Origin of the sequence: Halomonas sp. LC1 (assembly GCF_030247125.1) — a bacterium.
Taxonomy (GTDB): domain Bacteria; phylum Pseudomonadota; class Gammaproteobacteria; order Pseudomonadales; family Halomonadaceae; genus Vreelandella.
Window position 1 is genome coordinate 415200 of sequence record NZ_JASSPG010000001.1, and the last position, 23573, is coordinate 438772.

Sequence of the window (23573 nt, forward strand, 5' to 3'; positions counted from 1 at the left end):
CTGAGGGGCGTGTGGCGATACGTTATGTCGTCTTAATTCACTTAATGAAACAATGGTCGTTTGATTTTCGATAAACTAATGAAAACAATCGTTTAAAACAAGATATCTAAATAAAAACAACCTCTGCGTGCCCATAAGATTTCACTGCTATCTTTTAAATCCCACGTTAACACTACGTCAGGTGTTGGGATCATAAAGGGAACGGACATGCAAAAAATATCAGTAAAAACCCTGATAGCGGGCGCACTCGTCGTGCTTTTAATCATGCTGATGGGCGTAGGGCTCCTTGGCTATTTGGGCGAACGCAAGGCGGCTACCTATCTAGAAGACGTCAATAATATCAGCGCACTGCAATCGAGTTCGGCGGCTAGGGCAGAGACCAACCTCATGGAAATGCGGGTTCGCTTAGAGCGTCTGTCTCAGCATTACCAAAATGGGTTGATGGCCAACGTCGACGATGCACTGACCTCTGCAAAAGAGAGCCTCGCCGTATCGGACGCTAGAATCGAAGCGATGAATAGCGTTCCCACTGGCCCTGACGACGAGCGCTTCTCCTACCTCTCCACGATCAATGACACCTATAACGCTGCAGCGACAAGCGAACTTAGGTCGATGCTTGCCAGTGCGGATATCGAAGGATTGATCGACTATAAAGAAACCATCAATCCCGCTTTTTTAGCCTTTGGTCAGGCGGTGGGCGACTTTAACCGCTTTGCGCTGGACTATGGCGATACCCGAACGGCAGAGACCCTGCGCGATAGCCAAGTTCTAGGTATAACGGTCGGCTTTTTGGTCGTGCTAGCCCTCGTGCTCTATATCACGATGCAAGCAACGATTAATAAATATCTGCTCACCCCTTTACAGCGCGCCGTCAACATTTGCGAAAACATCGCTAAAGGCGATCTCACCAGCACGATTGAAGATCGTGGCAGTAATGAGATAGGCCGCCTTTACGCAGCAATGGATGATATGCAGGATCGACTCGAAGAGATGATCAGCACGCTCAATCAAAGCAGTGAAGCCGTGGCCAGTAGCTCCAAGCAGATCGCTGGTGGCAGCCAGGACTTAGCATCGCGAACGGAACAGCAAGCCGCCGCACTGCAGCAAACCGCAGCCAGCATGGATGAAATCTCTTCGATCGTCCGTCAGAACTCGGATACCGCCGAGCAGGCCGAACGGCTCACGAAAGCGGCCGCCAAGAAAGCCACTAGCGGTAAGCAGGCTTCCGAGCACACCAGCCAGCTAATGCGTGAACTCGAAGAAACCTCCCACAAAGTGCACGACATCATTCAAGTCATCGACTCGATTGCTTTCCAGACCAACATTCTCGCGCTGAACGCCTCGGTGGAAGCCGCTCGGGCGGGCGAGCACGGACGCGGCTTTGCCGTGGTCGCCAGTGAAGTGCGCTCGCTAGCCACCAAAACGTCTACGTCTTCCAAAGAGATTCGTGAGTTGATCGAGGACATTTCACAGCGTATTGCGCAAGGGGCCGAACAAACCACGCGTAATGGCCAAAGCATGGCGGACATCAACGCATCGATCGTACAAGTGACGGAAATGATGCAGGAGCTAGCGCTGGCCGCGAAGGAGCAGGATTCCGGTATCAGCCAGGTCAGTACGGCGGTGTCTCAAATGGACGCGGCGACACAAGAGAACGTCTCGCTCGTCGAAGAAACCAGTACGGCGTCTGCCTCGTTGCAGGACGAAGCCGGCCGCCTGGCCGAACTCGTGAACGAGTTCAAATTGAAGCGTCTTGCGCACACCCTGCGCGACAGCCAAATCCCGCTTGCCGTGCAGCAAACGTTCAAAACGTCTTACGCCTCGCCGCTGGCGGCGGCCGCCCCTTCCCGGGTCGCCGCCACGCCAGAGTGGGAAGCGTTTTAACCCATTGCGTCGATGGCAAAAAGGGCCAGCTTGCTGGCCCTTTTGTATGGCAAGCACAGATGTCACTTGCTTAAAACCACACCTTTGCAAATAAGTGTGAAAAAAGCGATCCACACCTCTCAATATCACTCTCGTTGTGTCGATAATGTACAAGCGAGGCTCCCCTACCTCGTACCAAAAGCTCCTCACCTTATCGTGCCTATGAGAGTAACCAATATGAGAAACCTATCTGTCAAACACTTGCTAGCAGCAGTGCAAGGGCTAATGCTGCTTGCCCTACTGGCTATAGCAGCGACAGGTATATTAACCAAGCTTGATGTGATGGATAGTTTACGCCGCGTCGATGAGATCGCTGCTCAGCAAGTCGCTGCTATCAATCGCGCAGAAATTAATCTAATGGAGTTAAGGGTGCGTTTGGGCCGCTTCAATGAGTACAGTGAAGATGGAGATACCGTCAGGGCACAAGAAACTCTTGAGTTAGCAAGAGCGGCTTTGGAACGAGCAGAATCACGTTTCGAGCAGTTTTCAGAGGTAGAAGTACCCAGCAACGCTCTCAGAGCCCCCATCATTCAAGCTTTGCAAACCAGATTTAACCAACTTGTAACGAGCGATCTACGCACCGACCTAGCGTCAGGAAACTTAGCCGCTTTGATGGGCCATCGTGAGCGCATCAATGACAATTTTGAGCCCTTCTCTGAGTCTGTGCGCAGCTTTAATCAGCGAGCACAAAGCTTGTCATCAGAAGAGATTAGCTCTGCAGAACGCCTACACACCGTTACGATGATCATCAGCGGTGTACTAATTCTACTTGCCTTATTGCTTTTCATTATCGTACAGATTGGTATCAAAAGGCTCATCGTCCGTCCGCTACAGCGCGCGGTGGAGCTGTGTGAGCATATTGCCAAAGGCGATTTGACCAGCCAGATCGAATCTCGTGGAAAAAACGAAATTGGTCGGCTCTACAGCGCCATGCACGACATGCAGGGTAAGCTGCAAACCATGGTAGGCACGCTTTCGCAAAGCAGCACCGCTGTTGCGGCGAGTTCTCGCCAAATTGCCGGCGGCAGCCAGGATCTCGCTTCACGTACCGAACAGCAGGCAGCCGCACTGCAACAAACCGCTGCCAGCATGGATGAGATTTCCTCCATCGTTCGTCAAAACGCCGACACTGCTGCTCAGGCCGAGCGCCTGACACAGGATGCTTCCAGAAAAGCGGCTCACGGCAAGCAGGAGTCGGAGCAAACCAGCGTGCTGATGCGCGAACTGGAGGCCAGCTCGCAGAAAGTCAACGAGATCATTCAGGTCATCGACTCCATCGCCTTCCAGACCAATATTTTGGCGTTGAACGCCTCGGTGGAAGCTGCACGCGCGGGGGAACACGGCCGTGGTTTCGCCGTCGTAGCGAGTGAGGTGCGCTCGCTGGCAACGAAAACCTCCAACTCCTCGAAAGAGATTCGTACGATGATCGAGGATATCGCCAGCCGTATCGCGCAAGGGGCCGATCAGGCGCTGAAAAATGGCGAAAGCATGGATGACATCAACCAAGCCATCGTACGCGTCAACGATATGATGCAAGAACTGGCGCTGGCAGCGAAGGAGCAGGAGTCCGGCATTAGCCAAATCAGCACCGCGATTGCCGAGATGGATTCCGCCACCCAGGAGAACGTCTCTTTGGTAGAGGAGACCAGCACCGCATCGGCTTCGCTGCAAGACGAAGCGTCCCGACTGGCAGACCTAGTCGCCGCGTTCCGGCTCAACGGCACCAGCCGCCACGCGGCGCTTGCTCAACCCGCTTCTGCGCCTGCCCAGCGTTTACACGCTCCCTCGCCAAGCAAGAGCATGACGCAGCGCCCCACTGCTGAGCCCGAGTGGGAAGAGTTTTAACTAAGCCTTATGACCGCGTGGGTGATCCCCATGCCCACGCGGCCTCCGTTGACCCCGCCGATTCGTGCCATAACAAAAATTACGCTAGGGTCTTCTCATTACCACAACGTGCTTGGCCCACCCATGCCTAACCACTCGTCCCTCCTGAGGCGTGTTTCTCTACGCACACGCATCATTGGCCTCATCACCTCGTTAGTGGTCGCCATTACGCTACTGCTGAGTTGGGTCGCTTCCCGGGAAGCGGCCATTCAGCTCGAGGCGAATATTGGCTATAGCAGTGCCGATACCGCTTACCAAATGGTGGATAAGCTCAACCGCAGCATGGATGCGCGGATCAAAGAAGTGCGCCTGCTGCTGGGTATTCAAGAGTTTGCCGACCGCACCGATCTCTTCTCGGTACGCGCCCAGCTCGAACACCTGCAGCGCAACTATGACGTGCTTTCCTGGATTGGCGTGACGGATGCCACTGGCCTGGTCGTCGCCTCTACCGGAGGAGTTCTCGAAGGGACGTCGATTGCTCAGCGGCCCGTGTTTATCGAGGGACGGCAAGCACTGTGGGTGGGCGACGTGCATGATGCCGTCATGCTGGCCCAGCTACTTCCCAACCCCACTGGCGAGCCCGTTCAATTCGTCGATATCGCCGCGCCCCTTTACGACCAACGCGGCACCTTTACCGGCGTGTTGGGCGTACACCTGAGCTGGGAGTGGGCAACGCAGGTGAAGAACTCCATGTTTTCCCCACAGCTTCGCGCACAGCAAACGGAACTACTCCTGCTCTCTTCTCAAGGCAGGGTCATTCTCGGGCCGGAGGAGCTCATCGGTGAATCGCTGGCGTTCCTGGAGAACGCTTCTGATAGCCCCATGCCTGCGTGGTCCATCGAAACCTGGCCAGACGGACAGCGCTATGTCACGGGCGTAGCCCGAAGCCAAGGATTTGGAGACTTTCCAGGTTTGGGCTGGGTCGCCGTGAGCCGACAGCCCGTGACCAACGCTTTTGCGCCCGTCGAGCAGCTTTACGAGCTCATATTAGGAACGGGGCTGCTGGTGGCGCTGATGTTTTCCATCATTGGCTGGCTCGTCGCGTCCCGTTTGGTCGCACCGCTGACGCGCCTTGCCCGGGCGGCCGACAACATTCAAGCAGCCACCCACCGCGGCGTCATCACCCTGGAAACCGGCTCTCCCGAGTTGAAGCGGCTATCGACCTCCATGCGCGACATGGTGGAGCGCTTGATCGACCAGCGTCAGACCATTAGCCGTTTGGAAGATTTGGCCAACACCGATCCGTTGACCGGGTTGCCTAACCGCGCCTTTCTAACCCAGTACCTACAGCACACGCTGCCTGACGCACATCGCCAGCAGCAGAGTGTAATCGTCTTGCTATTCGACTTGGATGGCTTCAAACGGGTCAATGATGAACTTGGTCATCACGCGGGGGATTTGTTGCTGATCGAAATCACTCAGCGCCTCAAGTCAACGCTACGCAGCGGCGATGTGGTAGCCCGTTTAGGAGGCGATGAGTTCGTGATGATTCTCAAAAGCACCGCCGAGCACAGCGCCTATCTTGCAACGGACGTGGGTCAGCGGCTGCTACAACGTATCGCAACGCCCGTTCTGCTGCCCGGCGGACACCGAGCGCAAGTCGGCTGCAGCTTGGGCGCCGCATGGTGGCCTCAACATGGCCACGATATCGAGCAGGTCATCCAACTGGCCGATATCGCGCTCTATCAAGCCAAAAACAAAGGAAAACACCGACTGGTCATTTATGAGGAAGCGCATTGAAACATGCCTGCCGCTGCGCTTCGGCGGCGACGCTGCCGAGAGCGCTCAGGTAAGCGATATTCCGCTCGGGAATGGCGGCCGTGTCCCCATAAAACGCGATGGCTTTCTCGACACTGGCCTCACGCAGCACGTGCACCATGGCATGGGGTGAACGGTTCGAGTAGTTGGCAGCATCATCGGGGTCAGCATCGTCGAAACAGTAGTCGGGATGAAACGTGGCTAGCTGATATACCCCTTCGTAACCCAGCTCAACTAACAGGTTGTCAGCCATGTCGATGTAATCCAGGTAATGATCGAAGCTCTTGAACAGCGTCGGGAAGACGATCAGTGTGGTTTCGGTGTCAGGATGCTCATCGAGCCACGCAAGCTCCGCCGCCAGCTCTTCGAGCGCCACCTGTAACTTTTTGGAACGCACGACTTCCACGCGGATCGTGTCGTTCTCCAACTCCCGCTTGGCGAAAGGGCAAATGTCGTGCCCTACGATAAATTGGCGCACCCACGCGAGTGTCTGTTCCACGACTTGCTGATCGGCTTCTTGCGTCATACCCACTCCCACGGTGGCCTTCTTTCCTGCGTTCATTCAAGTGGCGAGTGCCACGCGCTGGCCCCCAGTGTACAGGGATCCCCTGGCAAATACGTCAGGCGTGCTGCTGGTAACGAGCCAACGCGACTTCGTAAGATTTGTGGATATGGTCATCCATCAGTGCCCGTGCAGCGGTGGCGTCGCGCTGAAGCGCCAGTTCGACCAATTCGTGGTGCTGTTCATCCAGCTCTTGGCGGATGGTGGGCATCTTTGGCCCTAAACGCCGATAGCGGTCGAACTGGTCGTGCAACTGCTCAATAAACCGTAATAACCACACCGAACCACAAGGTGCTACGAGCGTGCGGTGAAACTGAGTGTGCAGCCGTTCCCACTCCTCGCCTTTATCCAAGGTAATGTCGGCGCGCTTGAGTCGATGCGCTGCCGCCAGCAAATCGGCTTCCCATACGGCATCGCCGTGGGCAATGGCCCGCTCTAACGCCATGCCCTCCAACTCGGTGCGCAGCCGGGCAATGTCATCGAGCTCTTCGCGGGAGAGCTTGGGTACCCTGAACCCGCGCTGATTCTCCTGCACCAGCAGCCCATACGCCGCCAGCTTGTTCAGCGCCTCACGGAGCGGACTGAGGCCGACTTGGTACTGCTCTTTCAGCGCGTTGATGGCGAGTTTCTCACCCGCTTTGAAGCGACCGCCGACCAAGTCCCGACGCAGCACATCATAAATAGGGCTTGAGGCGCTGCTAGTGGGAAGCTGCATATGCTTGTTCATTCCGGAGTCCTTTTGCATACCTTTGCCAGGGATCGGTTAACGAAAAACCCATGGTGACGTGTTGACGCCTCTTGCGGGGCTCACCTATATTCTATTTTAGACAAAATAATCGATTTTTTAATCTACAAACGATAAACAGGGCATTCTTCTTATGTTGCTGACCCCATGGCCTCCCCTTCAGGCGTTAAACCCATGAAGCAAACCGCACTCTTTTGGGCATTTTTCCGCGTCGGTATTTTCGGCTTTGGCGGCGGCCCTGCCATGATACCGCTGGTTCGCGCGGAAGTCGTGACACGCCACCAGTGGCTCACGGATGAAGAGTTTGCCGACGTGCTCGCCATTGGCAACACCCTACCCGGCCCCATTGCCACCAAAATGCCCGGCTACATCGGTTATCGCGTGGCAGGCACCAGCGGCTGCGTTGCTGCGGTCATCGCCGTCATTTTGCCGATGATCGTTGCCATGATTGTGATGCTAGGCATTTTTAGCCGCTACCGCGACGTGGGTTGGATACGCGGCATGGGGCAAGCGGTCGTTCCCGTGGTCATGGTCATGATGGCTCAGCTTACCTGGGACTTCTTCGATAAATCCAAAGCCGCCCTGGGCTGGCTTGTCAGCCTTGTGATGGCGGTCATCGCTGGTGGCGTGATTTATTGGCTCGGCGTTCACCCCGGCTGGGTGATTGGGGCCATTCTGCTCGCCGCGCTGCTGCGTCCTTCCGATAAAAAACGCGCGGAGGGTGCCGCATGATTTATTGGGATCTCTTTTTAGCGTTTTTCATTCCTAACATCATTGGCTACGGCGGTGGCCCCGCCATCATTCCGCTGATCGAGGCGGAAGTGGTAGGCCGCTACGGCTGGATGACCTCGCAGGGTTTTGCTGAAACCTTGGCGCTCGGCAATGCGCTCCCTAGCCCAATCGCCACCAAAATGGCGGGCTATGTGGGCTACGAGGTCGCCGGCATTGGTGGGGCGTTCGTGGCCGTGGCTGCCACGGTGGTCCCTTCCCTGCTGCTCATGCTTGGCGCACTCGGGCTTCTCTATCGCCACCGCGACTCCCCGCGCGTCAAGCGCATGAGCCAGTGGGTGCGCCCCGTCATTGCCATGATGATGGCGTGGCTTACCCTCGGTTTTTTCACAGAAAGTATGGCGGCAAGCGGCCTCCTCCACACGCTGATTATCGGTATCGTGGCCGCGATTGCGCTTGTGCGTTTCAACACCCATCCCGCTTTTGTCGTTATCGGCGCCTTGGTGTATGGAGGGCTTTTGTTAGGCTGATAACCTCTCTTAGCGCCCTCCTTCACGAGAAAGGACTCCCATGCATAACAACGCTCTCTATTACCCCAGTGCCTCACGTCGTATGGCCACTTTCGGCAAACGCGGTATGGTGGCCACCTCTCAGCCGCTCGCCGCCCAGGTAGGTATCACTATTTTGCAGCAAGGCGGCAATGCCATTGATGCGGCGATTGCCACCGCCGCCGCACTCACTGTGGTAGAGCCTACGTCTAACGGCATTGGCAGCGACGCCTTCGCAATTGTGTGGGTCAATGGAAAGCTACATGGCCTCAACGCCAGCGGCCCTGCTCCGCAGGCGGCCACCATTGAAGCATTGAAAGCGCTTGGCCATGACGCTATGCCTAACCATGGCATGCTGCCGGTCACCGTGCCTGGCGCGCCTGCGGCCTGGGCGGCACTCTCTGAGCGCTTTGGCAAACTGCCCTTTGCGGATCTGCTAGCGCCTGCCATCGCGCTGGCAGAAGAGGGCTTTGCGGTGACGCCGGTGATCCACCAAATGTGGGAAGAGGCCTTCCATCACTACGCGACCTACCCCGACGCTGCCTTCCAACCCTGGTTCGATACCTTTGCCCCCCAAGGCCGGGCACCGCGCCCTGGCGAGTTATGGTCCGCTCCTGACCACGCGAAAAGCTTAGACGCGATTGCCAACACAAACGCCGAGGCGTTTTATCGCGGTGAACTGGCTGAGGCCATCGATACGTTCTCCCGCGAGCATGGCGGCTTAATTCGTAAAGAGGATTTGGCCGCTTACCAGCCCGAGTGGGTCGACCCGATTAGCGTGCGCTACCAAGGCCATGATATTTGGGAAATTCCACCGAACGGTAGCGGTATGATTGTTCTGCAAGCACTCGGCATGCTGGAACGGTTAGACCCGTGCCCAGGCGATGCGGTTGAAACCCTGCACCGCAGGATTGAAGCCACTAAACTTGCCTATATGGATGGCTTTAAACACATCACCGAACGCAGCGCGATGGCTCCCACCACCGAGCAGATGCTAGATGATGCCTACCTCACCGCACGCGCTGCGCTGATCGGTGATCAGGCCGTTGACCCGGCGCACGGCAACCCGTTGCAAGGCGGCACCGTCTACCTAGCTACCGCTGATGACGAAGGCAATATGGTGTCGTTTATCCAAAGTAACTTTAAAGGCTTTGGTTCCGGCATGGTGGTTCCCGGCACCGGGATTAGCCTGCAAAACCGCGGCTGGTCATTCTCGTTAGATCCTGAGCACGCTAATGCGTTGGCTCCCGGCAAGCGCACCTACCACACCATCATTCCCGGGTTTATCACCAAAGATAATCAAGCCGTTGGGCCATTTGGCGTCATGGGCGGCTATATGCAGCCCCAGGGCCAAGTGCAGGTGGTCACTGCGATGCTTGAGGATCAGCTCAACCCACAGGCCGCGCTGGATATGCCCCGTTGGAAATGGACCACCGGAAGAACCGTGGAAGTGGAAGCCGACTTCCCCAACCACTTGGCGCTCGCCCTCGCTCGGCGCGGCCACAAGATTGTTAAGGTGGCGGATTCGATTAGCTTTGGCCGTGGCCAAATCATTCTCCGTAATTCTGATACCGGCGTGCTGCAAGGCGGTACTGAACCGCGCACCGATGGGGCCGTGCTGCCGCTGTAGCGCTTTTCACACCATCACCTGCTGCCCTCTTAGGGGCAGCAGGCTGGCTATCAACGCCAAAGCACCGCATCATGGCGGCCTACTGATGCTGGTGCTCCTTACTTTTCGATGTTGCTAACGCCATGATGCCGTCCTCTCCTTCCTCCTCTCCCTTCAGCGGCTTCTTTAGCGTGTTTCGCTATAGCCGCCGTGCGCTGGCATTGGTATGGGACACCTCCCGCTGGATGATGTTGGGCTTGGCGCTTTGCACGCTGGTGGCTGGCGTGCTGCCCGCTGTGGCGGCTTATGTGGGCCAACTGATTGTTGATGGCGTGCTGGCGGCGATGGAAAGCTATGAGACAGCGAGCAACCCTGACTTATGGGCAACGCTCACTCCAGTGCTGGGGTTAGTGGCGTTGGAAGGCGGCATCATTGCCCTGATGGCGTTAGCCCAGCGTGGCCTCTCGGCCCAGCAGTCGCTGTTAAGAGCGCTGCTCGGGCAGAAAGTGAACGTGATGATTTTGGAAAAAGCGGGCACGCTGTCGCTGAGCCAATTCGAGGATTCGGAGCTTTATGATCAGCTCACCCGTGCTAGACGAGAAGCCTCGACCCGCCCACTAGCGCTGGTCAATAAAACCTTTGGGCTGCTGCAGAACGCCATTTCCCTCGGCAGTTTTGCCTTCCTGTTGGTGCAGTTTTCTCCCTGGGCACTGCTGATCTTGGTGGTGGGAGCGCTGCCAGTGTTTCTTTCCGAAGCGAAATTCTCCGGCGATGCCTTCCGGCTATTTCGCTGGCGCTCGCCGCAAACCCGCATGCAGATGTACCTGGAAACCGTACTGGCTCGTGAAGACAGCATTAAAGAGGTCAAACTGTTTGGTTTAGAGCAGCGCTTTCTGCAGCGCTACCGAGATATCTTTCATCAGCTGTTTGCCGAAGATCGCCGCTTGACACTGCGCCGAGAGGGTTGGGGGTTCGTGCTCGGGCTATTGGGTACGCTGACATTCTACGCGGCCTATGGCTGGGTCGTCGTCGAAACCGTTATCGGCGCGCTAACGCTGGGTCAAATGACTATGTATCTGATGGTCTTCAAGCAGGGGCAAAGCGCACTGTCCGCCAGCCTTACAGCCGTGAGCGGCATGTATGAAGATAACCTCTACCTCTCCAACCTCTACGAATATCTGGAACAGCCCACCGAGACCGATACGGGCCATGTGACCCAGGGCGTCATCCCCAACGATGGGCTACGTTTCGAGCAGGTGAGCTTTGCGTATCCCGGCGGCCGTGAGGTGCTACACGATATTTCGCTGCATATCGTCCCCGGCAGCAGTCTTGCCCTAGTGGGTGAAAACGGATCGGGCAAAACCACCTTGATCAAGCTCTTGACCCGGCTCTACCGACCCACAAAAGGGCGAATTTTGCTAGACGGCAGCGACCTCAACGACTGGGACACTCAGGCGCTAAGGGCACGGGTGGGCGTGATTTTTCAGGACTTTGTACGCTATCAGCTCACCGTTGGGGAAAACCTTGGGGTGGGCGACACCACCGCCTTCGATGATCAGCAGCGCTGGCAGCAGGCGGCGAAAGACGGGCTGGCCGATCACTTCATCAAGCGCATGCCCGACGGCTACCAAACCCAGCTAGGGCGCTGGTTTAAAAACGGCCAAGAGCTCTCCGGCGGCCAGTGGCAGAAAGTGGCGCTCTCCCGCGCCTATATGCGTAAAGATGCCGATATCTTAGTGCTAGACGAGCCTACCGCTGCCATGGATGCCGCCGCCGAGGCGGATGTCTTTGCCCGCTTTCGTGATCACAGCCGCGACAAGATGACGATTCTGATCTCCCATCGTTTCTCGACCGTCCGCAGCGCCGACCAAATCATCGTCATCGACCAAGGGCGCATCATCGAACGCGGCACCCATGAAACGCTGCTTGAAGACAACGGGCGCTATGCGTCGCTATTTCATTTGCAGGCAGAGGGGTATCGATAAGTGGTTAGTTAAGCTGCTATCGAAAAGCACGTTAAGTCTCATTATTCATCATTAGCCAGAGACTCTTACAACGTGAAGAAAAGTGACATTTCCCCTCGCACTATCGACTGACATCATTGCCTCGTTTACTTTACAACATATCCCATGGCTCATTTTTCGAGGCAACGAAAATGAACAACCGCCTACACTCCATCAGCGTTAAATACTCTGTCGCTTTTATTAGCGTTGCGCTGGCGTTATTGATTATTTTTATTGTCGACTTGCTTCTGGTAAATAGCGTTCAACATCGCATGTTGGAGTTTAGCCAGCGGTTCGGGCCAGCCACTGCTGCCGTGATCAATGCTGACCGTGACCTGCATCAAGCCCGTATTGCCGAAGCGGAGTACGTCCTTGTGAGCCCCGACAGTAGAGAGTCCGCCGAGCTAAAAGCGACGTTCGAAGAGAATGTCCAACAAGCGTTAGACGGTATGCATCGATTTAAAGAGATCATGCAACAGCAGCCTCATATACTCGAACAACTTGCTCTTTTTGACACTTTATTTAACCAGTGGAAAACCACATCTAACGCGGTTTTCGATACTCACCAGCGTGGTGATTTAAACTCAGCATTACAATTACACAAGCAGGAATCACTCACGACCTTTAATGCACTAAGAGAACTCTATAACACGGCTGGTGAAGCCGTCGTAGACGTCGCGAGTAATACCGAAGCGGCAACGGTTGCAAAAGTAAAACGCCAGGAGTGGATAACAGGGACGTTCTCGGTCGCTGTTTTCCTAGTGGCTATCTTCATTGCCTTGGCAGGCCCCATCACCATGTCACGGGCGATTCGCCAGGTGACGGCACGCATCAAGGACATCACCGAGGGCGAAGGCGACCTTACCGCGCGCATTCAAAGCCAGCGCCGGGATGAAATTGGCGAGCTTGCCCAACAGTTCAATGCCTTTATCAACCGCATCGACGACACGCTACAGTCCGTCAGCCGAAGCACCGTGAGCCTTCAACACGCCTCGACTGAAATCGCCAAGGGTAGCCAAGAGCTCGCCTCGCGCACCGAACAGGCCGCGGCCAACTTGCAGCAAACCTCTGCCTCTATGGAGCAAATTGCGGCGGTGGTAAACAATGCCTCCGAATCTGCCCAACAAGCCAACCAGCTTGCACTATCGACCCGCGACATCGCCCATCAAGGTTTGAACGCCATGCAGAACGTTCAGAAAACCATGGGCAGTATTAGCGAGTCGTCTAGCCAAATCGGTGAAATCGTGACCATGATCGAAAGCATTGCCTTTCAAACCAATATTCTGGCACTGAACGCCTCAGTGGAAGCGGCTAGAGCGGGAGAGCATGGTCGGGGCTTTGCGGTGGTCGCACAAGAAGTGCGCATTCTCGCCAGCCGTACCAGCGACGCGTCAAAGAGCATCTCTGAACTGATCAGTACCTCGGCGGAACGCACCCACTCGGGCGTCTCTCAAGTGAAAGCCGCCAGCGATACGCTGCACAGCATGATGCAAAGTATCGAGCGCGTCGCCGACGTGGTGGCAGAGATCAGCGCAGGCGCAAAAGAGCAGAGCGTGGGCATTGGTCAAGTCAATGACGCGGTAAACGAGCTCGACAGCATGACGCAGCACAATGCGTCGATGGTGGAGGAGTCCAGCGCTGCCGCTGCGGAACTGCGCGAGCAGGCAGATCGGCTCAGCGCCTTGGTAGGTTCATTCAAACTGAGCAATAGCCTCACCAACGTTGATGCAGCACGCCATACATCGCTTGATCAAACGAAGAAAAGCACACTACAGTTAGCCTCAACGCTACCTAAAACTTTGGTTCGTCAGCCCACCCCTGAATGGGAGTCTTTCTGATGATATCGTCTACCCAACCACTCGTTTAATTTCATTACTCTCTGCGTCTTCGGGCTCCCCTGGCACCCGAAGGCGCTTTTGCATGGCCCATCCCGGCCATGCGTTTGGTGCGTGAGTCATAACTCCTATTCAAAGCCACCGCGCACTCACATGAAAGGACACATCATGCCGCCTAGTGCGTTAGTGATTGATGATGACGTCGATATCCAACTGCTCGGCAAAATGCTGCTGAGTCGGCATGGGTTTGATGTCGCCACCGCCGGGTGCTTGGGAGAGCTGGCGCGTAAACCTGCCCTACTCAACACTCATTTGATCGTGCTTGATTTTGGCCTGGGTGACTTTACCGGGCTGGATATTCTCGACTATCTGTACGACCTGAAGATCAACGCGCCGATTCTGCTACTCAGTAGCTGCTCCGATGAAACGGCCGCCCACGCCATTGCCGAAGGCAACGCCAAAGGGCTAAAGATGCTGGGATTTCTGCCCAAAGCCAAGCTCATGACTGGCCTGAGCGATGTGATCGAACAGATCGAGGCATCGCCGAAACCGCCGTCCGTGGGCGAGCTGGCCCAGGCGATCAAGCAGCAACATATCACGTTGGCGCTACAACCCAAGATGTCGCTAACAACCGGTGCCGTGGTGGGCGCAGAGGCCCTGGTACGCTGGGAGGATCCTACCCGCGGAACGATCTATCCGGATAGCTTTATTCCTCTCGCCGAACGAAGCGGTCTGATGGTACCGCTGACCTGGAACATTCTAGACCTCTCCTTTGCGCAGCTGGCCAAGTGGGGCGCCCAGGGGCTCACGCTGAGCATCGCCGTGAACGTACCTGCCGAATTCATCAAAGCCGAAAACATGCTGTCGATGTTCGATACGCTCTGTCGCAAGTACCCCATCGATATGACCAAGGTCACGTTGGAGTTGACGGAATCCGTCGGCGTGGAGTGTTTGGGCTATGCCAGGCACGTCCTGGACGAGTTACGAAAACGGGGATGCAAGCTCGCGCTGGATGATTTTGGCACAGGCTACTCCTCATTGACGCAACTCTACCGGTTGCCGTTCGATGAGTTGAAAATCGACCGAAGCTTCGTCTCGCTCATCGATAGTGAGCCTAGTGCCCAGGCGATTACGCTCTCCATCGTCGAGTTAGGCGCGCGTCTCGGGATGAGCGTCGTGGCGGAGGGGATCGAAAACGCAGAGCAGCAGGCGCTGCTCGCCGAAGCGCGCTGCCCCGTGGGACAAGGCTATTTCATCTCTCGCCCTCTCTCGCCAGCGCTATTCGATGAGTGGGTCAGTTATCAGACGACAATCGCCAAGCGGGCCTAATCGCCGCCCCTGGTCGACAACACCCAGCGCTACCCTGAGTAGCGCTGGTATGGCTTCAAGCTGCCAACAATCCTTGCGCCAACAACGCTTGCTCGGTCGTGAGTTTCAGCGCTTCTAGCGCGTCCAACAACCCCGTCACCGATGTATCGTTGTCATGGCTGGCGCTCTTCTCCAGCATGGCGGCTTTCTCGGCAATGGCGGCACAGCCTAGCGAGGCAGCCGCTCCTTTGAGTGAGTGCGCTTCCTTACGTAAGGACTCACTATCCCCCGAAAGCCAGCACGCTCGCAGGCGAATCAAACGCTCCTCCAGCCGGGTCAAGAACGCGCTCAACAGCGCATTGAGCGATGTAGGGTCGAACGCCTCCTGCAGCTCAGCGCAAATCTTACGATCCAACACCTCCGGCGCGTCCGCGGCATCCTGTAGCAAACTCCCCTGCTCGCTGGCGGAGCGCTCGCCTGACTCGACACTTTCCTTGGGCAGCTCAGCGCTCGGGACGTAGCGACTAATCAGTTGATACAGCTCTTCCCGGGTGAACGGCTTGTTGATCATGTCGTCCATCCCGCTGTCGAAGCAGCGCTCGCGGTGCTCGGGCATGACGTTTGCCGTCATAGCGACGATGGGCAGCCTGGGCAGCGCGTTCGCGGCCTCAAAAGCCCGCCAGCGCAGCGTGGTGTCAGGACCATCCAGAATCGGCATCTGCATATCCATCAACACGAGGTCGATGGCCGCATACTCTTCTTGAAGCTGCGCCAACGCCGCCTGACCGTTATCGGCAATGGTCACCCGCTGCCCAAGCTGCTCCAACATGACTTTTGCGACGGTCTGGTTGATGGGGTTATCTTCCACGATCAGGATATGGTGGTTATCTGCCAGCGCCGCTTGCTGCTCGCTGCGGTGATAAACCTCTACCCCTTCTGTTTCCGGCAGCGCGACCGTAAACCAGAAGCGGCTACCCAAACCTACTTGGCTAGTCACACCGATCTCACCATCCATGGCGTGAACGAGCCGCTTACAGATGGCGAGCCCCAGGCCCGTCCCTTCGTGGCGCCGCGCAATCGAGGTATCTACCTGGGAAAAAGCGGAGAAGAGACGCTCCTGATCTGCCGCCTCAATACCGCACCCCGTGTCGTACACCTCGAACAGCAGTCGATGGTCATCCCCTGGCGAGGCGTGAAACTTCACAAACCCCTCTTCGGTGAATTTCAGCGCGTTGTTGATTAGGTTCATCATCACCTGACGTAGGCGAGCGATATCCCCCACCACGAACCGAGGCAGCGACGGGTCGATGGAGTAGTTGAACACGACCGGCTTGCTTTTTTCCTGGAGCACATAGCCCGTACAGAGCGACTCGATGCATTCGCGCAGGTCAAAGGGACGAGCGTCCAGATCAAGCCGTCCGCTCTCTATCTTGGTGTAATCCAGAATATCGTTGATCACGGCGCGCAGGCTCTCAGCGCTGCGTTTGAGTGCTGACAAGTAGGCGTGAGCCTTGGGCGTGTGCACTTCGTCACTCAATAGATCGGCCATCCCTACCACCCCGTTGAGCGGTGTGCGAATCTCATGGCTCATCACGGCCATGAACTGGGACTTGGCTTGGCTGGCGATTTCAGCACGCTTGGCCGTCTCTTTCAGCTCTCGGCTCTTCACCTCTAATGCCTGGGCTTTACGAAGGCTCACTTTTCCTTCGATGAGCAGGGCGCGAACCAATAGACCTCCCGATAACATCAGCGAGAGCAGAATGATCAACGCCAACCCGTAGAGCTGCGTCATCTTTTCGCGCTCAAGCGTGCGCAGTCGCGCCACGCTTGCGTTGGTCTCTATCAAGATGGTGCCGGTAATTTGCTGTAGTTGAACCGTGCGCTCCATGACGTGACGAATGAGTTCGTCGTTTAGCGCGCTGGCATTGTCCCATAGCGGCTCGATCAAATGGTCGATGTCATGAATCACGGTGGCCGCCTTTTCTACCAGCGCATTCACACCCTCGATCTTTGATACCGCTAAATTGATCTCTCCCTGCTGAAACAGCGTCTTGCGGCTAAACAATATTTCAAAGCGCAGCAGCAAATCCTCGCTACTCATGTGACCCAGCTGGCTATCCACCAGCGTCAGATGAAACTCGCGCACTTCCCTATCAAACTGATACCCCGTCCACACGAGGTTTTCCAACAGGCGATTTTCGATGGCGTGCTGCCGCTGGAAGATGACGCCACCCGTAATAATGGCAGATAGAAAAAAGAGGATCGCTGAGAACGTAGCGACCCTCACACGGCGCGAAAAGTAGTGCCTAATAATGGGTAGCATGGCGTGTACCTAACAATATTGCGCCCGCTACTCGACCTCGATGCGCTTGACCTGCCACACGGAGCGGGTAAGGATCTCTTCGTTCAAGAGCGAGGGGTTTTCATCGAAGGGATAAATGACGAATAGCGGCCCGTGATCACGAATTCTCAGCGGCTGTCCATCGGCCTGCATGGCCAAAATGACGTCATGTTTATAGAAATCACTGACCGGTACCGTGGAGGAGTAGTCATTGAGCGCCACGACGTTCAACTGCTCCCCTTCAGCACCCACGGCGTCTAATAACGCTCTTCCCAGCGGCCCTTCAAAACTCACGACGCCGTCATGCCACGGCGTACTAGTGACGGTGGTACGCTGCGTGAGCGCTTCTAGCATCGCTTTATCGAAATGCGCTTCGTTACCCACATTGGTGTGAGTAATGTTGCCCGTCACTTCTAAAATGACGCTGCCGGTCGGCGCCTCGAGCGCCTGCGCCACATTGAAGAAAAACGCACCGGCTAGGAAAACAAGAGCTTTATTAATCAGACGCTTAGCCATTTTTCACCTCCTAGGTTGTAGGCGAATTATAGCGCTACGACTTAAGCGTTAACTGTAAACCTTTGTGTCGCTCCCCCTACCTAAACTAGAATTAAGGCATGAGTTCTATCCCCATTGGTGTGAGGTTTATCACACGATAAAAATAGGTAACTCACCATGCATATCGGCGTGCTGGAAGATGATCTCGACCAACAAGCGTTCATTGAGCAGTGCCTGCTTTCTGCAGGGCATCGAGTCTCGCTCTTTGGCAGGGCAAGTGAATTAAGGCGCGCAACGCAGGAGCAGCGCTTCGATTTTCTCATCATCGACTGGCGCCTGCCGGATGGCTGCGGCATGGACGTGGTCAGCCACTTGCGACAAAACGACGGTTGGCGTGGCCCCATTCTGTTCATTACCGCAAGCCAGGGGGAAGACGACGTCGTTAAAGCGCTGGAACAAGGCGCCGATGACTTTCTAGCGAAGCCGCTGCGCCCTAAAGAGTTTCTCGCCCGCGTCAGCGCCTTGGGTCGCCGCGCCGGTTACGACACACCCCGCCCCTCTGCCACCTGCCCCAGTGCTTTCTCAATCAATACCGATGAGCACACCATTTGCGTCGATGGCCATGCCGTTGAATTGACCGAACGCGAGTACCGTCTGGCCACGCTTTTCTTTTCCAAAGTGGGTGAGCTGTTGAGCCGTGCTCATTTACTGGAATTGGTTTGGGGCATCAAAGGCGATGTCTCGACACGCACGGTGGATACCCATGTCAGCCGTTTGCGCCGCAAATTAGAGCTGGATGGACGGCACGGACTGCGACTTCGCAGCGTCTACCAATCGGGCTATCGCATGGAAGTGTGCAGTATCTCTACCGTAGAGCAAGCGGCCAATTGACATAAAAAAGCCGACCTTGCGGTCGGCCAAAAGCTGATGAGAGTCTGCAGACTGGCAAATTGCCTGCAGTGATGCCTGGGGAAGGCATCGCCAAAACGCTGATTTAAGCGGCTTGGCGATGCCCTCTCAGGGCGCTAACACCGATCGAAGACGATCCCTTCTGTGCATGACGCCCTTTGCGAGAGTAGCTGCCTTTGCCTTTCTTAGGTGTTTGCTGCTGCATTTTGAACATGGGCGTACGTAACTGTGCCTTTAGCGCGTTATCGCGAACCTTATGCTGTTTCACACTGTACTCCTGGTTTATTAAGAGACGCTTAATAAGGCGGCGTGTGTTAGCCGCCGCCCTTAGGAACACCCGCTGCGCCAACAGTTCCCGTTGCCGCAGCGGTTTTACGATAGCGTTTTCCTAGTGACCTAACGGCTGGTCGTCCCACTGTGGAGCAAAATCGGGATTTGCAATACGCTCATGGCGATCCAGTTCAGCAATCTGCGCCATTTCTGACTCGCTCAGGGTCAGTTTGAAGGCATCGATGTTGCTTTGAATGTTACGCGCCTTGGTGGACGACGGAATGGTCAGGTAGCCCAGTTGATGGATCCACGCCAAGGTCACTTGCGCCGGGTTGGCCCCATGTGCATCCGCGATACGCTGCAGCGCAGGCTCATCGAGCACTTTGCCAACAGCGAGCGGCATAAAGGCCGTCACTTTGATGCCAAACTTCTCGCAGTGCTGCACTAAGCGGCGATTTTGCAGAAACGGGTGAACCTCGATCTGGTTTGTAAAGATCTCTCCCGCACCTAAGATATCCACCGCTTCATCCAGCTGAGCAATGGTAAAGTTCGACACGCCGATATGGTGCGCTTTGCCCGCCTGTTTCACTTCTTTTAAGGCGGTTAAGTAGTCTGCCATGGGCACTGCATCATCCGGCGACGGCCAGTGGATAAGCAGCAGGTCTACATAATCGGTGCCCAGCTTTTCCAGGCTTTCATCGACGCTGGCCTTCAGCGCGGCGGGTTCGAGCTTGTCGAACCACACTTTCGTGGTCAGAAAAATCTCTTCACGGGGAACACCGCTAGAGGCAATCGCTTTGCCAACGCCCGCTTCGTTATCGTAAAACTGAGCGGTATCGATATGGCGGTAACCTGCCTCCAGGGCCGCGTGTATGCTCTTCGTTAACGTATCGCCTTCCAAACGAAAAGTACCAAAACCGGGGTTCGGAGCGTCGTTGTGCATCCCTTCTCTCCTTTGCTTCATTTGATAGCGTGTTAATGAATATGGGGAGAGCACTCTGGGACTTCAACCCTGGCTTTTAACATTTTCTCGTAAAAAAACGACATCCCGCCATCAGGCCTGCTGGCAAGGCAGCGCTTTTGCGCCCGTCGCAGCGGGGCTATGGGCCACCATACTGACCACACTGCCCACCATGATGAGGCAGGGCGATGGCAGCGGCTGTGCGGCGAGGCGCTCGTGCATATCGGCCAACGTGCCCACTAGGGACTGCTGCTCCGGCTGGCTGGCGTTGGCCACCAGCATGATAGGCCACGTATCGGGCAGGCCCGCTTGGCGCAGGCCGTGGCAAATGGCGGCCACTTTTGAGAGCCCCATGTAGAACACCAGGGTCTCGTCTTGACGCGCCAGCGACGCCCAGTCCGGCATGCCGCCCTCCCGACATAGCTGCGCCGTAATAAAACGCACCTGCTGGGCGTGACCACGATCGGTAAGCGGGATTCCCATTCCTGCCGCTGCGGCGGAGGCAGCGGTAATACCCGGCACAATCTCGGCGGGCAGCTCGGCCTCAGCCAGAGCCGCTAGCTCTTCGCCCATGCGCCCAAACACGCCAGGATCGCCGCCCTTCAAGCGCACTACCGATTTGCCTGCCTGGGCCAGGGAGACAATCAGCGCACCAATTTCTGCCTGAGGCATGCTGTGGTGGCCGCTGGCTTTGCCAACATAGTAGCGCTCGGTGCCCGGAGGAATGAGCCCTAGCACTTCGTCTCCAACAAGGCGGTCATACACCACTGCGTCTGCCTGCATCAGCAACCGTGCGGCTTTCAGCGTCAGCAGCTCCACATCGCCGCTGCCCGCGCCGACCAAATAGACGGTGCCCGGCTGGCACTCACCGCTTAGCGGCAAGCGCAAGCGCGTGGCGGTATCGCGACTAAATGGCGCCCACGCCCGCTGACCCAAGCGCCACAGCACTTCAGGCCACTTCTGTGTTAGCTGTTTGCTTAGCGCGCGCATGGGGCCGCTCCTCTTCAAGTATCGCTTTTAGTTCGGGTAGGCAGCTGCCGCACTGGGTGCCGCAGGCTAGTCGTGCGCCTAACGCTTCTACGCTGGTATCGCCCGCATGAATCGCTTTCACAATGCTGGCTTGGCCAACCTGGTGGCAGCTGCACACCACCGGGCCGGTATCGACAGCGCCATCATCGCACCCGGCCAGCAGGCGTCTACGGTGCTGTGTCTCCAGGGTAGCCTCCTTGAAGCGCGCTTCAAGCCAGGCAAGCCCAGGCAGTTCGTCGGGTGGCCCCACCATCAACCACCAGCGCAGCCCCCCGTTCACGACTCCCGCTGCGCGCAGCCTACCCGTTGTCGGGTCGTCACACCACAAAGAGACAGGCACGCCGCACCACGCCTCCACCTGCGCCAGCCAATCCTTGACCGGCTGGCTATCCGCTAGCTGCCAACGGGTGCAGCTTGCCATCGGAATGCGTGCCCAGTAGTCGCTGCGACACCAGGGCGATGGTGGCGTATCCAATTCGTTGGCTAGCAGCAGCGTCGCCTGCCAAGCAACGGAAAGTTTGCCCACCGCCACCGCCCCCTGCTTGGCTTCCGGCTGCCCGGAGAGCGGGTCGGTATACCCTTGAATCAATGCGCCGCTGCGGCCCTGCTTGGTAAAGCAGTCGGTCCAGTGCATCGGCACGAACACTTCGCCTCGGCGCTGGGCGTTGGAAACCCGCACCCGCCCACGGTACTCCCCGGCGGCAGCGGTCAACGTCGCCAAGCCCTGATCCGTTAAGCCTGCCTGAGCCGCATCGTCTGGGTGCAGCTCAATGAACGGTTCGGCGCGGTGGTTCATCAAGCGCGGCGCACGGGCGGTACGCGTCATGGTATGCCACTGATCCCGCACGCGACCGGTATTCAAGCGCAGCGGGTAGTCGTCGCTCAGCGGCTGCGCCGGTGGGCGCGGAATAATCGGAAGCAGTTTGGCTCGGCCATTCGCCGTAGCAAACCGGCCATCTTCGAACAGCCTTGCCGTGCCGCGAGGAGCCTGCTGAGTCACGGGCCACTGGATCGGTGCGAGCGCATCATAAGCCGCTTGGCCCAGGCCTACCAGCCCTGAGATATCGAACAGCCGCTGGGTCTCGCCGCTATTCTCATAGCCAGAGAGGCGTGCGTGCTCATCGAAAATCTCCCACGGGTGGGTGTAATCGAAGGCTTCCCCCACGCCCAAGCGTTTTGCCACTTCACAGAGTATCCACCAGTCGTGCTTCGCTTCGCCAGGAGGAGGCAGCATCCCCCGCTGGCGGGAAATTCGCCGCTCTGAGTTGGTCACCGTGCCATCTTTCTCCGACCAACCCGACGCGGGCAGCACGATATCCGCAAAGGGCAGCAGGTCAGTATTGGCAACGCACTCCGAGACAATTACCAGCGGGCATTTTGCCAACGCCCGGCGCACTTTCTCCCCGTCCGGCATGCTTACCGCTGGATTGGTCGCCATCACCCACAGGGCGGTAATCTCGCCGCGCTCGATGGCATCAAAGAGTTCTACCGCCTTGTAACCTGGGGCGTCAGGCAGTGCCGGAGTTAAATGCTTTGTAGCCCAGAAGCGGCTAACTAACTCGCGAGCGCCCGGCGTGTGGTAATCCATATGCGCCGCCAGCTGATTGGCCAGCCCGCCCACTTCTCGCCCGCCCATGGCGTTGGGCTGGCCGGTGATCGAAAACGGCCCCGCCCCCGGCAGGCCGATTTTCCCGCCCGCTAGGTGGCAGTTGATGATCGCGTTGCACTTATCGGTACCGCTAGAGGATTGATTCACCCCCTGAGAGTAGAGCGTGACCACGTGGAGCTGGCTGGCAAACCAGTAATAGAAGGTTTCCAGGCGTTCAGGATCCACATCACATTCGCGAGCAACGGCTTCCACGCTGCCTGCACTCTGCTTGGCAGCGCCCAACGCGTCGTCTAACCCCTCGGTGTGGCGTTCTAAGTACACGGCATCCAATCGGTTATGGTCGTCCATCCACGCCAGCAGCCCGTTGAACAGGTACGCATCGCTACCCGGACGAATACCCAGGTAAAGATCGGCCATTTCACAGGTGTCGGTCACGCGGGGGTCGATCACCACGACCCGCATCAACGGGTTGCGCTCTTTGGCTATCTTCAAACGCTGATAGAGCACCGGATGATTCCAGGCAAGGTTGGACCCCACCAGCACCACCAGTTCCGCTTCTTCGAGGTCTTCATAGCTGCAGGGTACCGCATCGGCCCCAAAGGCGCGTTTATAGCCCGCCACGGCGGACGCCATGCAGAGCCGCGAGTTGGTATCCAGGTGAGGGGTGCCCAAAAAACCCTTAAACAGCTTGTTGGCAACGTAATAATCTTCGGTTAATAATTGGCCAGATAAATATGCCGCCACCGACTGCTGGCCATGGGCACTGCGCTGCGCCTGCAAGCGTTCGGCGGTGGTGGTGAGCGCCTGCTCCCAAGAGACCTCCTGGCCGTCCACGCGCGGCTTCAGCAAGCGCCCCTGCTCGCCCAAGGTTTCGTGCAGCGCGGTGCCTTTTACGCACAGGCGGCCATAGTTGGCTGGGTGCTCGCGGTCTCCCTCGACGGCGATGAGCTGCCCGTTCTCCAGCGTGGCGGTAACGCCGCAGCCGACGCCGCAGTAGGGGCAGGTGGTTCGGGCGAGCCGATTGGCCTGTGGCATGGCAGTTTCCTCCGGCGTTA

At 57.0% G+C, this 23573-nt stretch carries 18 protein-coding genes and 1 pseudogene; 11 read left to right on the top strand and 8 right to left on the bottom strand.

The window, feature by feature from the left end; genetic code table 11:
• The first annotated feature begins 207 nt into the window (after positions 1-207).
• The 4 genes and pseudogenes from QIT27_RS01960 (at position 208) to QIT27_RS01975 (ending at position 5547) form a co-directional block, all read left to right on the top strand.
• Positions 208-1884: a methyl-accepting chemotaxis protein gene (locus tag QIT27_RS01960; RefSeq protein ID WP_285262725.1), complete on the top strand. Its 1677-nt coding sequence runs from the start codon at positions 208-210 to the stop codon at positions 1882-1884.
• A gap of 216 nt (positions 1885-2100) precedes the next feature.
• A pseudogene (locus tag QIT27_RS01965) lies at positions 2101-2583 on the top strand (Tar ligand binding domain-containing protein); the annotation flags it as partial.
• Between the two features lie 33 nt (positions 2584-2616).
• Positions 2617-3768, top strand: coding sequence for a methyl-accepting chemotaxis protein (locus QIT27_RS01970; RefSeq protein ID WP_285262835.1), 1152 nt, complete (start codon positions 2617-2619; stop codon positions 3766-3768).
• Between the two features lie 123 nt (positions 3769-3891).
• Positions 3892-5547: a sensor domain-containing diguanylate cyclase gene (locus QIT27_RS01975; RefSeq protein ID WP_285262726.1), complete on the top strand. Its 1656-nt coding sequence runs from the start codon at positions 3892-3894 to the stop codon at positions 5545-5547.
• Here the strand turns inward: QIT27_RS01975 and QIT27_RS01980 are convergent.
• Positions 5525-6091 (bottom strand): DUF1415 domain-containing protein, encoded by a 567-nt coding sequence (locus tag QIT27_RS01980; RefSeq protein WP_285262727.1) that lies wholly within the window; start codon positions 6089-6091, stop codon positions 5525-5527. The genes QIT27_RS01975 and QIT27_RS01980 overlap by 23 nt on opposite strands.
• Positions 6092-6185: 94 nt before the next feature.
• Positions 6186-6854: a GntR family transcriptional regulator gene (locus QIT27_RS01985; protein WP_159341355.1), complete on the bottom strand. Its 669-nt coding sequence runs from the start codon at positions 6852-6854 to the stop codon at positions 6186-6188.
• A gap of 192 nt (positions 6855-7046) precedes the next feature.
• Here QIT27_RS01985 and QIT27_RS01990 point away from each other — a divergent pair, with 192 nt between their 5' ends.
• From QIT27_RS01990 to QIT27_RS02015, 6 genes are all read left to right on the top strand, one after another.
• Positions 7047-7604, top strand: coding sequence for a chromate transporter (locus QIT27_RS01990; protein WP_253016818.1), 558 nt, complete (start codon positions 7047-7049; stop codon positions 7602-7604).
• On the top strand, positions 7601-8131 hold the full coding sequence (locus QIT27_RS01995; protein WP_285262728.1) for a chromate transporter: 531 nt from the start codon (positions 7601-7603) through the stop codon (positions 8129-8131). Before QIT27_RS01990 ends, QIT27_RS01995 begins: the two co-directional genes overlap by 4 nt.
• A 40-nt stretch (positions 8132-8171) precedes the next feature.
• Positions 8172-9779, top strand: a complete 1608-nt coding sequence (locus tag QIT27_RS02000) for a gamma-glutamyltransferase family protein (RefSeq protein WP_285262729.1) — start codon at positions 8172-8174, stop codon at positions 9777-9779.
• A gap of 125 nt (positions 9780-9904) precedes the next feature.
• Positions 9905-11743, top strand: a complete 1839-nt coding sequence (locus tag QIT27_RS02005; protein ID WP_285262836.1) for an ABC transporter ATP-binding protein — start codon at positions 9905-9907, stop codon at positions 11741-11743.
• A gap of 170 nt (positions 11744-11913) precedes the next feature.
• A complete protein-coding gene (locus QIT27_RS02010; RefSeq protein ID WP_285262730.1) occupies positions 11914-13599 on the top strand; it encodes a methyl-accepting chemotaxis protein in 1686 nt (561 codons plus the stop codon).
• A gap of 165 nt (positions 13600-13764) precedes the next feature.
• The gene (locus QIT27_RS02015; protein ID WP_285262731.1) at positions 13765-14925 is read left to right on the top strand and encodes an EAL domain-containing response regulator; all 1161 of its coding nucleotides are present in this window, start codon (positions 13765-13767) and stop codon (positions 14923-14925) included.
• A gap of 55 nt (positions 14926-14980) precedes the next feature.
• On the opposite strand, the gene QIT27_RS02020 is transcribed toward QIT27_RS02015, so the two are convergent.
• Positions 14981-17227, bottom strand: a complete 2247-nt coding sequence (locus tag QIT27_RS02020; protein WP_285262732.1) for an ATP-binding protein — start codon at positions 17225-17227, stop codon at positions 14981-14983.
• 27 nt (positions 17228-17254) lie between these two features.
• Entirely contained in the window at positions 17255-17761 is a 507-nt protein-coding gene (locus QIT27_RS02025; RefSeq protein ID WP_285262733.1) for a putative pterin-binding protein, read from the bottom strand.
• 156 nt (positions 17762-17917) lie between these two features.
• Between QIT27_RS02025 and QIT27_RS02030 the strand changes: the two genes are divergently transcribed.
• Positions 17918-18631 (top strand): response regulator transcription factor, encoded by a 714-nt coding sequence (locus QIT27_RS02030; protein ID WP_159341346.1) that lies wholly within the window; start codon positions 17918-17920, stop codon positions 18629-18631.
• 103 nt (positions 18632-18734) lie between these two features.
• Here QIT27_RS02030 and arfA read toward each other — a convergent pair whose 3' ends face one another.
• From arfA to QIT27_RS02050, 4 genes are all read right to left on the bottom strand, one after another.
• Entirely contained in the window at positions 18735-18917 is a 183-nt protein-coding gene (gene arfA / locus QIT27_RS02035; protein WP_285262734.1) for an alternative ribosome rescue factor ArfA, read from the bottom strand.
• A 120-nt stretch (positions 18918-19037) separates the two neighbouring features.
• Complete coding sequence (dkgB, locus tag QIT27_RS02040) at positions 19038-19862, bottom strand: 2,5-didehydrogluconate reductase DkgB (RefSeq protein ID WP_285262735.1); 825 nt, start codon at positions 19860-19862, stop codon at positions 19038-19040.
• A 111-nt stretch (positions 19863-19973) separates the two neighbouring features.
• Positions 19974-20870, bottom strand: a complete 897-nt coding sequence (gene cobA, locus QIT27_RS02045; RefSeq protein WP_285262736.1) for a uroporphyrinogen-III C-methyltransferase — start codon at positions 20868-20870, stop codon at positions 19974-19976.
• Positions 20830-23553 carry a nitrate reductase gene (locus QIT27_RS02050; RefSeq protein WP_285262737.1) on the bottom strand — a complete coding sequence of 908 codons (2724 nt, stop codon included), beginning with the start codon at positions 23551-23553 and terminating at the stop codon, positions 20830-20832. Before QIT27_RS02050 ends, cobA begins: the two co-directional genes overlap by 41 nt.
• Between the last annotated feature and the right edge of the window lie 20 nt (positions 23554-23573).

Bases quoted from the DNA above. Each gene is read 5' to 3' on its own strand.
- QIT27_RS01960 (WP_285262725.1), top strand. From the start codon at position 208: ATGCAAAAAATATCAGTAAAAACCCTGATAGCGGGCGCACTCGTCGTG.
- QIT27_RS01975 (WP_285262726.1), top strand. From the start codon at position 3,892: ATGCCTAACCACTCGTCCCTCCTGAGGCGTGTTTCTCTACGCACACGC.
- QIT27_RS01980 (WP_285262727.1), bottom strand. From the start codon at position 6,091: ATGACGCAAGAAGCCGATCAGCAAGTCGTGGAACAGACACTCGCGTGG.
- QIT27_RS01985 (WP_159341355.1), bottom strand. From the start codon at position 6,854: ATGAACAAGCATATGCAGCTTCCCACTAGCAGCGCCTCAAGCCCTATT.
- QIT27_RS01990 (WP_253016818.1), top strand. From the start codon at position 7,047: ATGAAGCAAACCGCACTCTTTTGGGCATTTTTCCGCGTCGGTATTTTC.
- QIT27_RS01995 (WP_285262728.1), top strand. From the start codon at position 7,601: ATGATTTATTGGGATCTCTTTTTAGCGTTTTTCATTCCTAACATCATT.
- QIT27_RS02000 (WP_285262729.1), top strand. From the start codon at position 8,172: ATGCATAACAACGCTCTCTATTACCCCAGTGCCTCACGTCGTATGGCC.
- QIT27_RS02005 (WP_285262836.1), top strand. From the start codon at position 9,905: ATGCCGTCCTCTCCTTCCTCCTCTCCCTTCAGCGGCTTCTTTAGCGTG.
- QIT27_RS02010 (WP_285262730.1), top strand. From the start codon at position 11,914: ATGAACAACCGCCTACACTCCATCAGCGTTAAATACTCTGTCGCTTTT.
- QIT27_RS02015 (WP_285262731.1), top strand. From the start codon at position 13,765: ATGCCGCCTAGTGCGTTAGTGATTGATGATGACGTCGATATCCAACTG.
- QIT27_RS02020 (WP_285262732.1), bottom strand. From the start codon at position 17,227: ATGCTACCCATTATTAGGCACTACTTTTCGCGCCGTGTGAGGGTCGCT.
- QIT27_RS02025 (WP_285262733.1), bottom strand. From the start codon at position 17,761: ATGGCTAAGCGTCTGATTAATAAAGCTCTTGTTTTCCTAGCCGGTGCG.
- QIT27_RS02030 (WP_159341346.1), top strand. From the start codon at position 17,918: ATGCATATCGGCGTGCTGGAAGATGATCTCGACCAACAAGCGTTCATT.
- dkgB (WP_285262735.1), bottom strand. From the start codon at position 19,862: ATGCACAACGACGCTCCGAACCCCGGTTTTGGTACTTTTCGTTTGGAA.
- cobA (WP_285262736.1), bottom strand. From the start codon at position 20,870: ATGCGCGCGCTAAGCAAACAGCTAACACAGAAGTGGCCTGAAGTGCTG.
- QIT27_RS02050 (WP_285262737.1), bottom strand. From the start codon at position 23,553: ATGCCACAGGCCAATCGGCTCGCCCGAACCACCTGCCCCTACTGCGGC.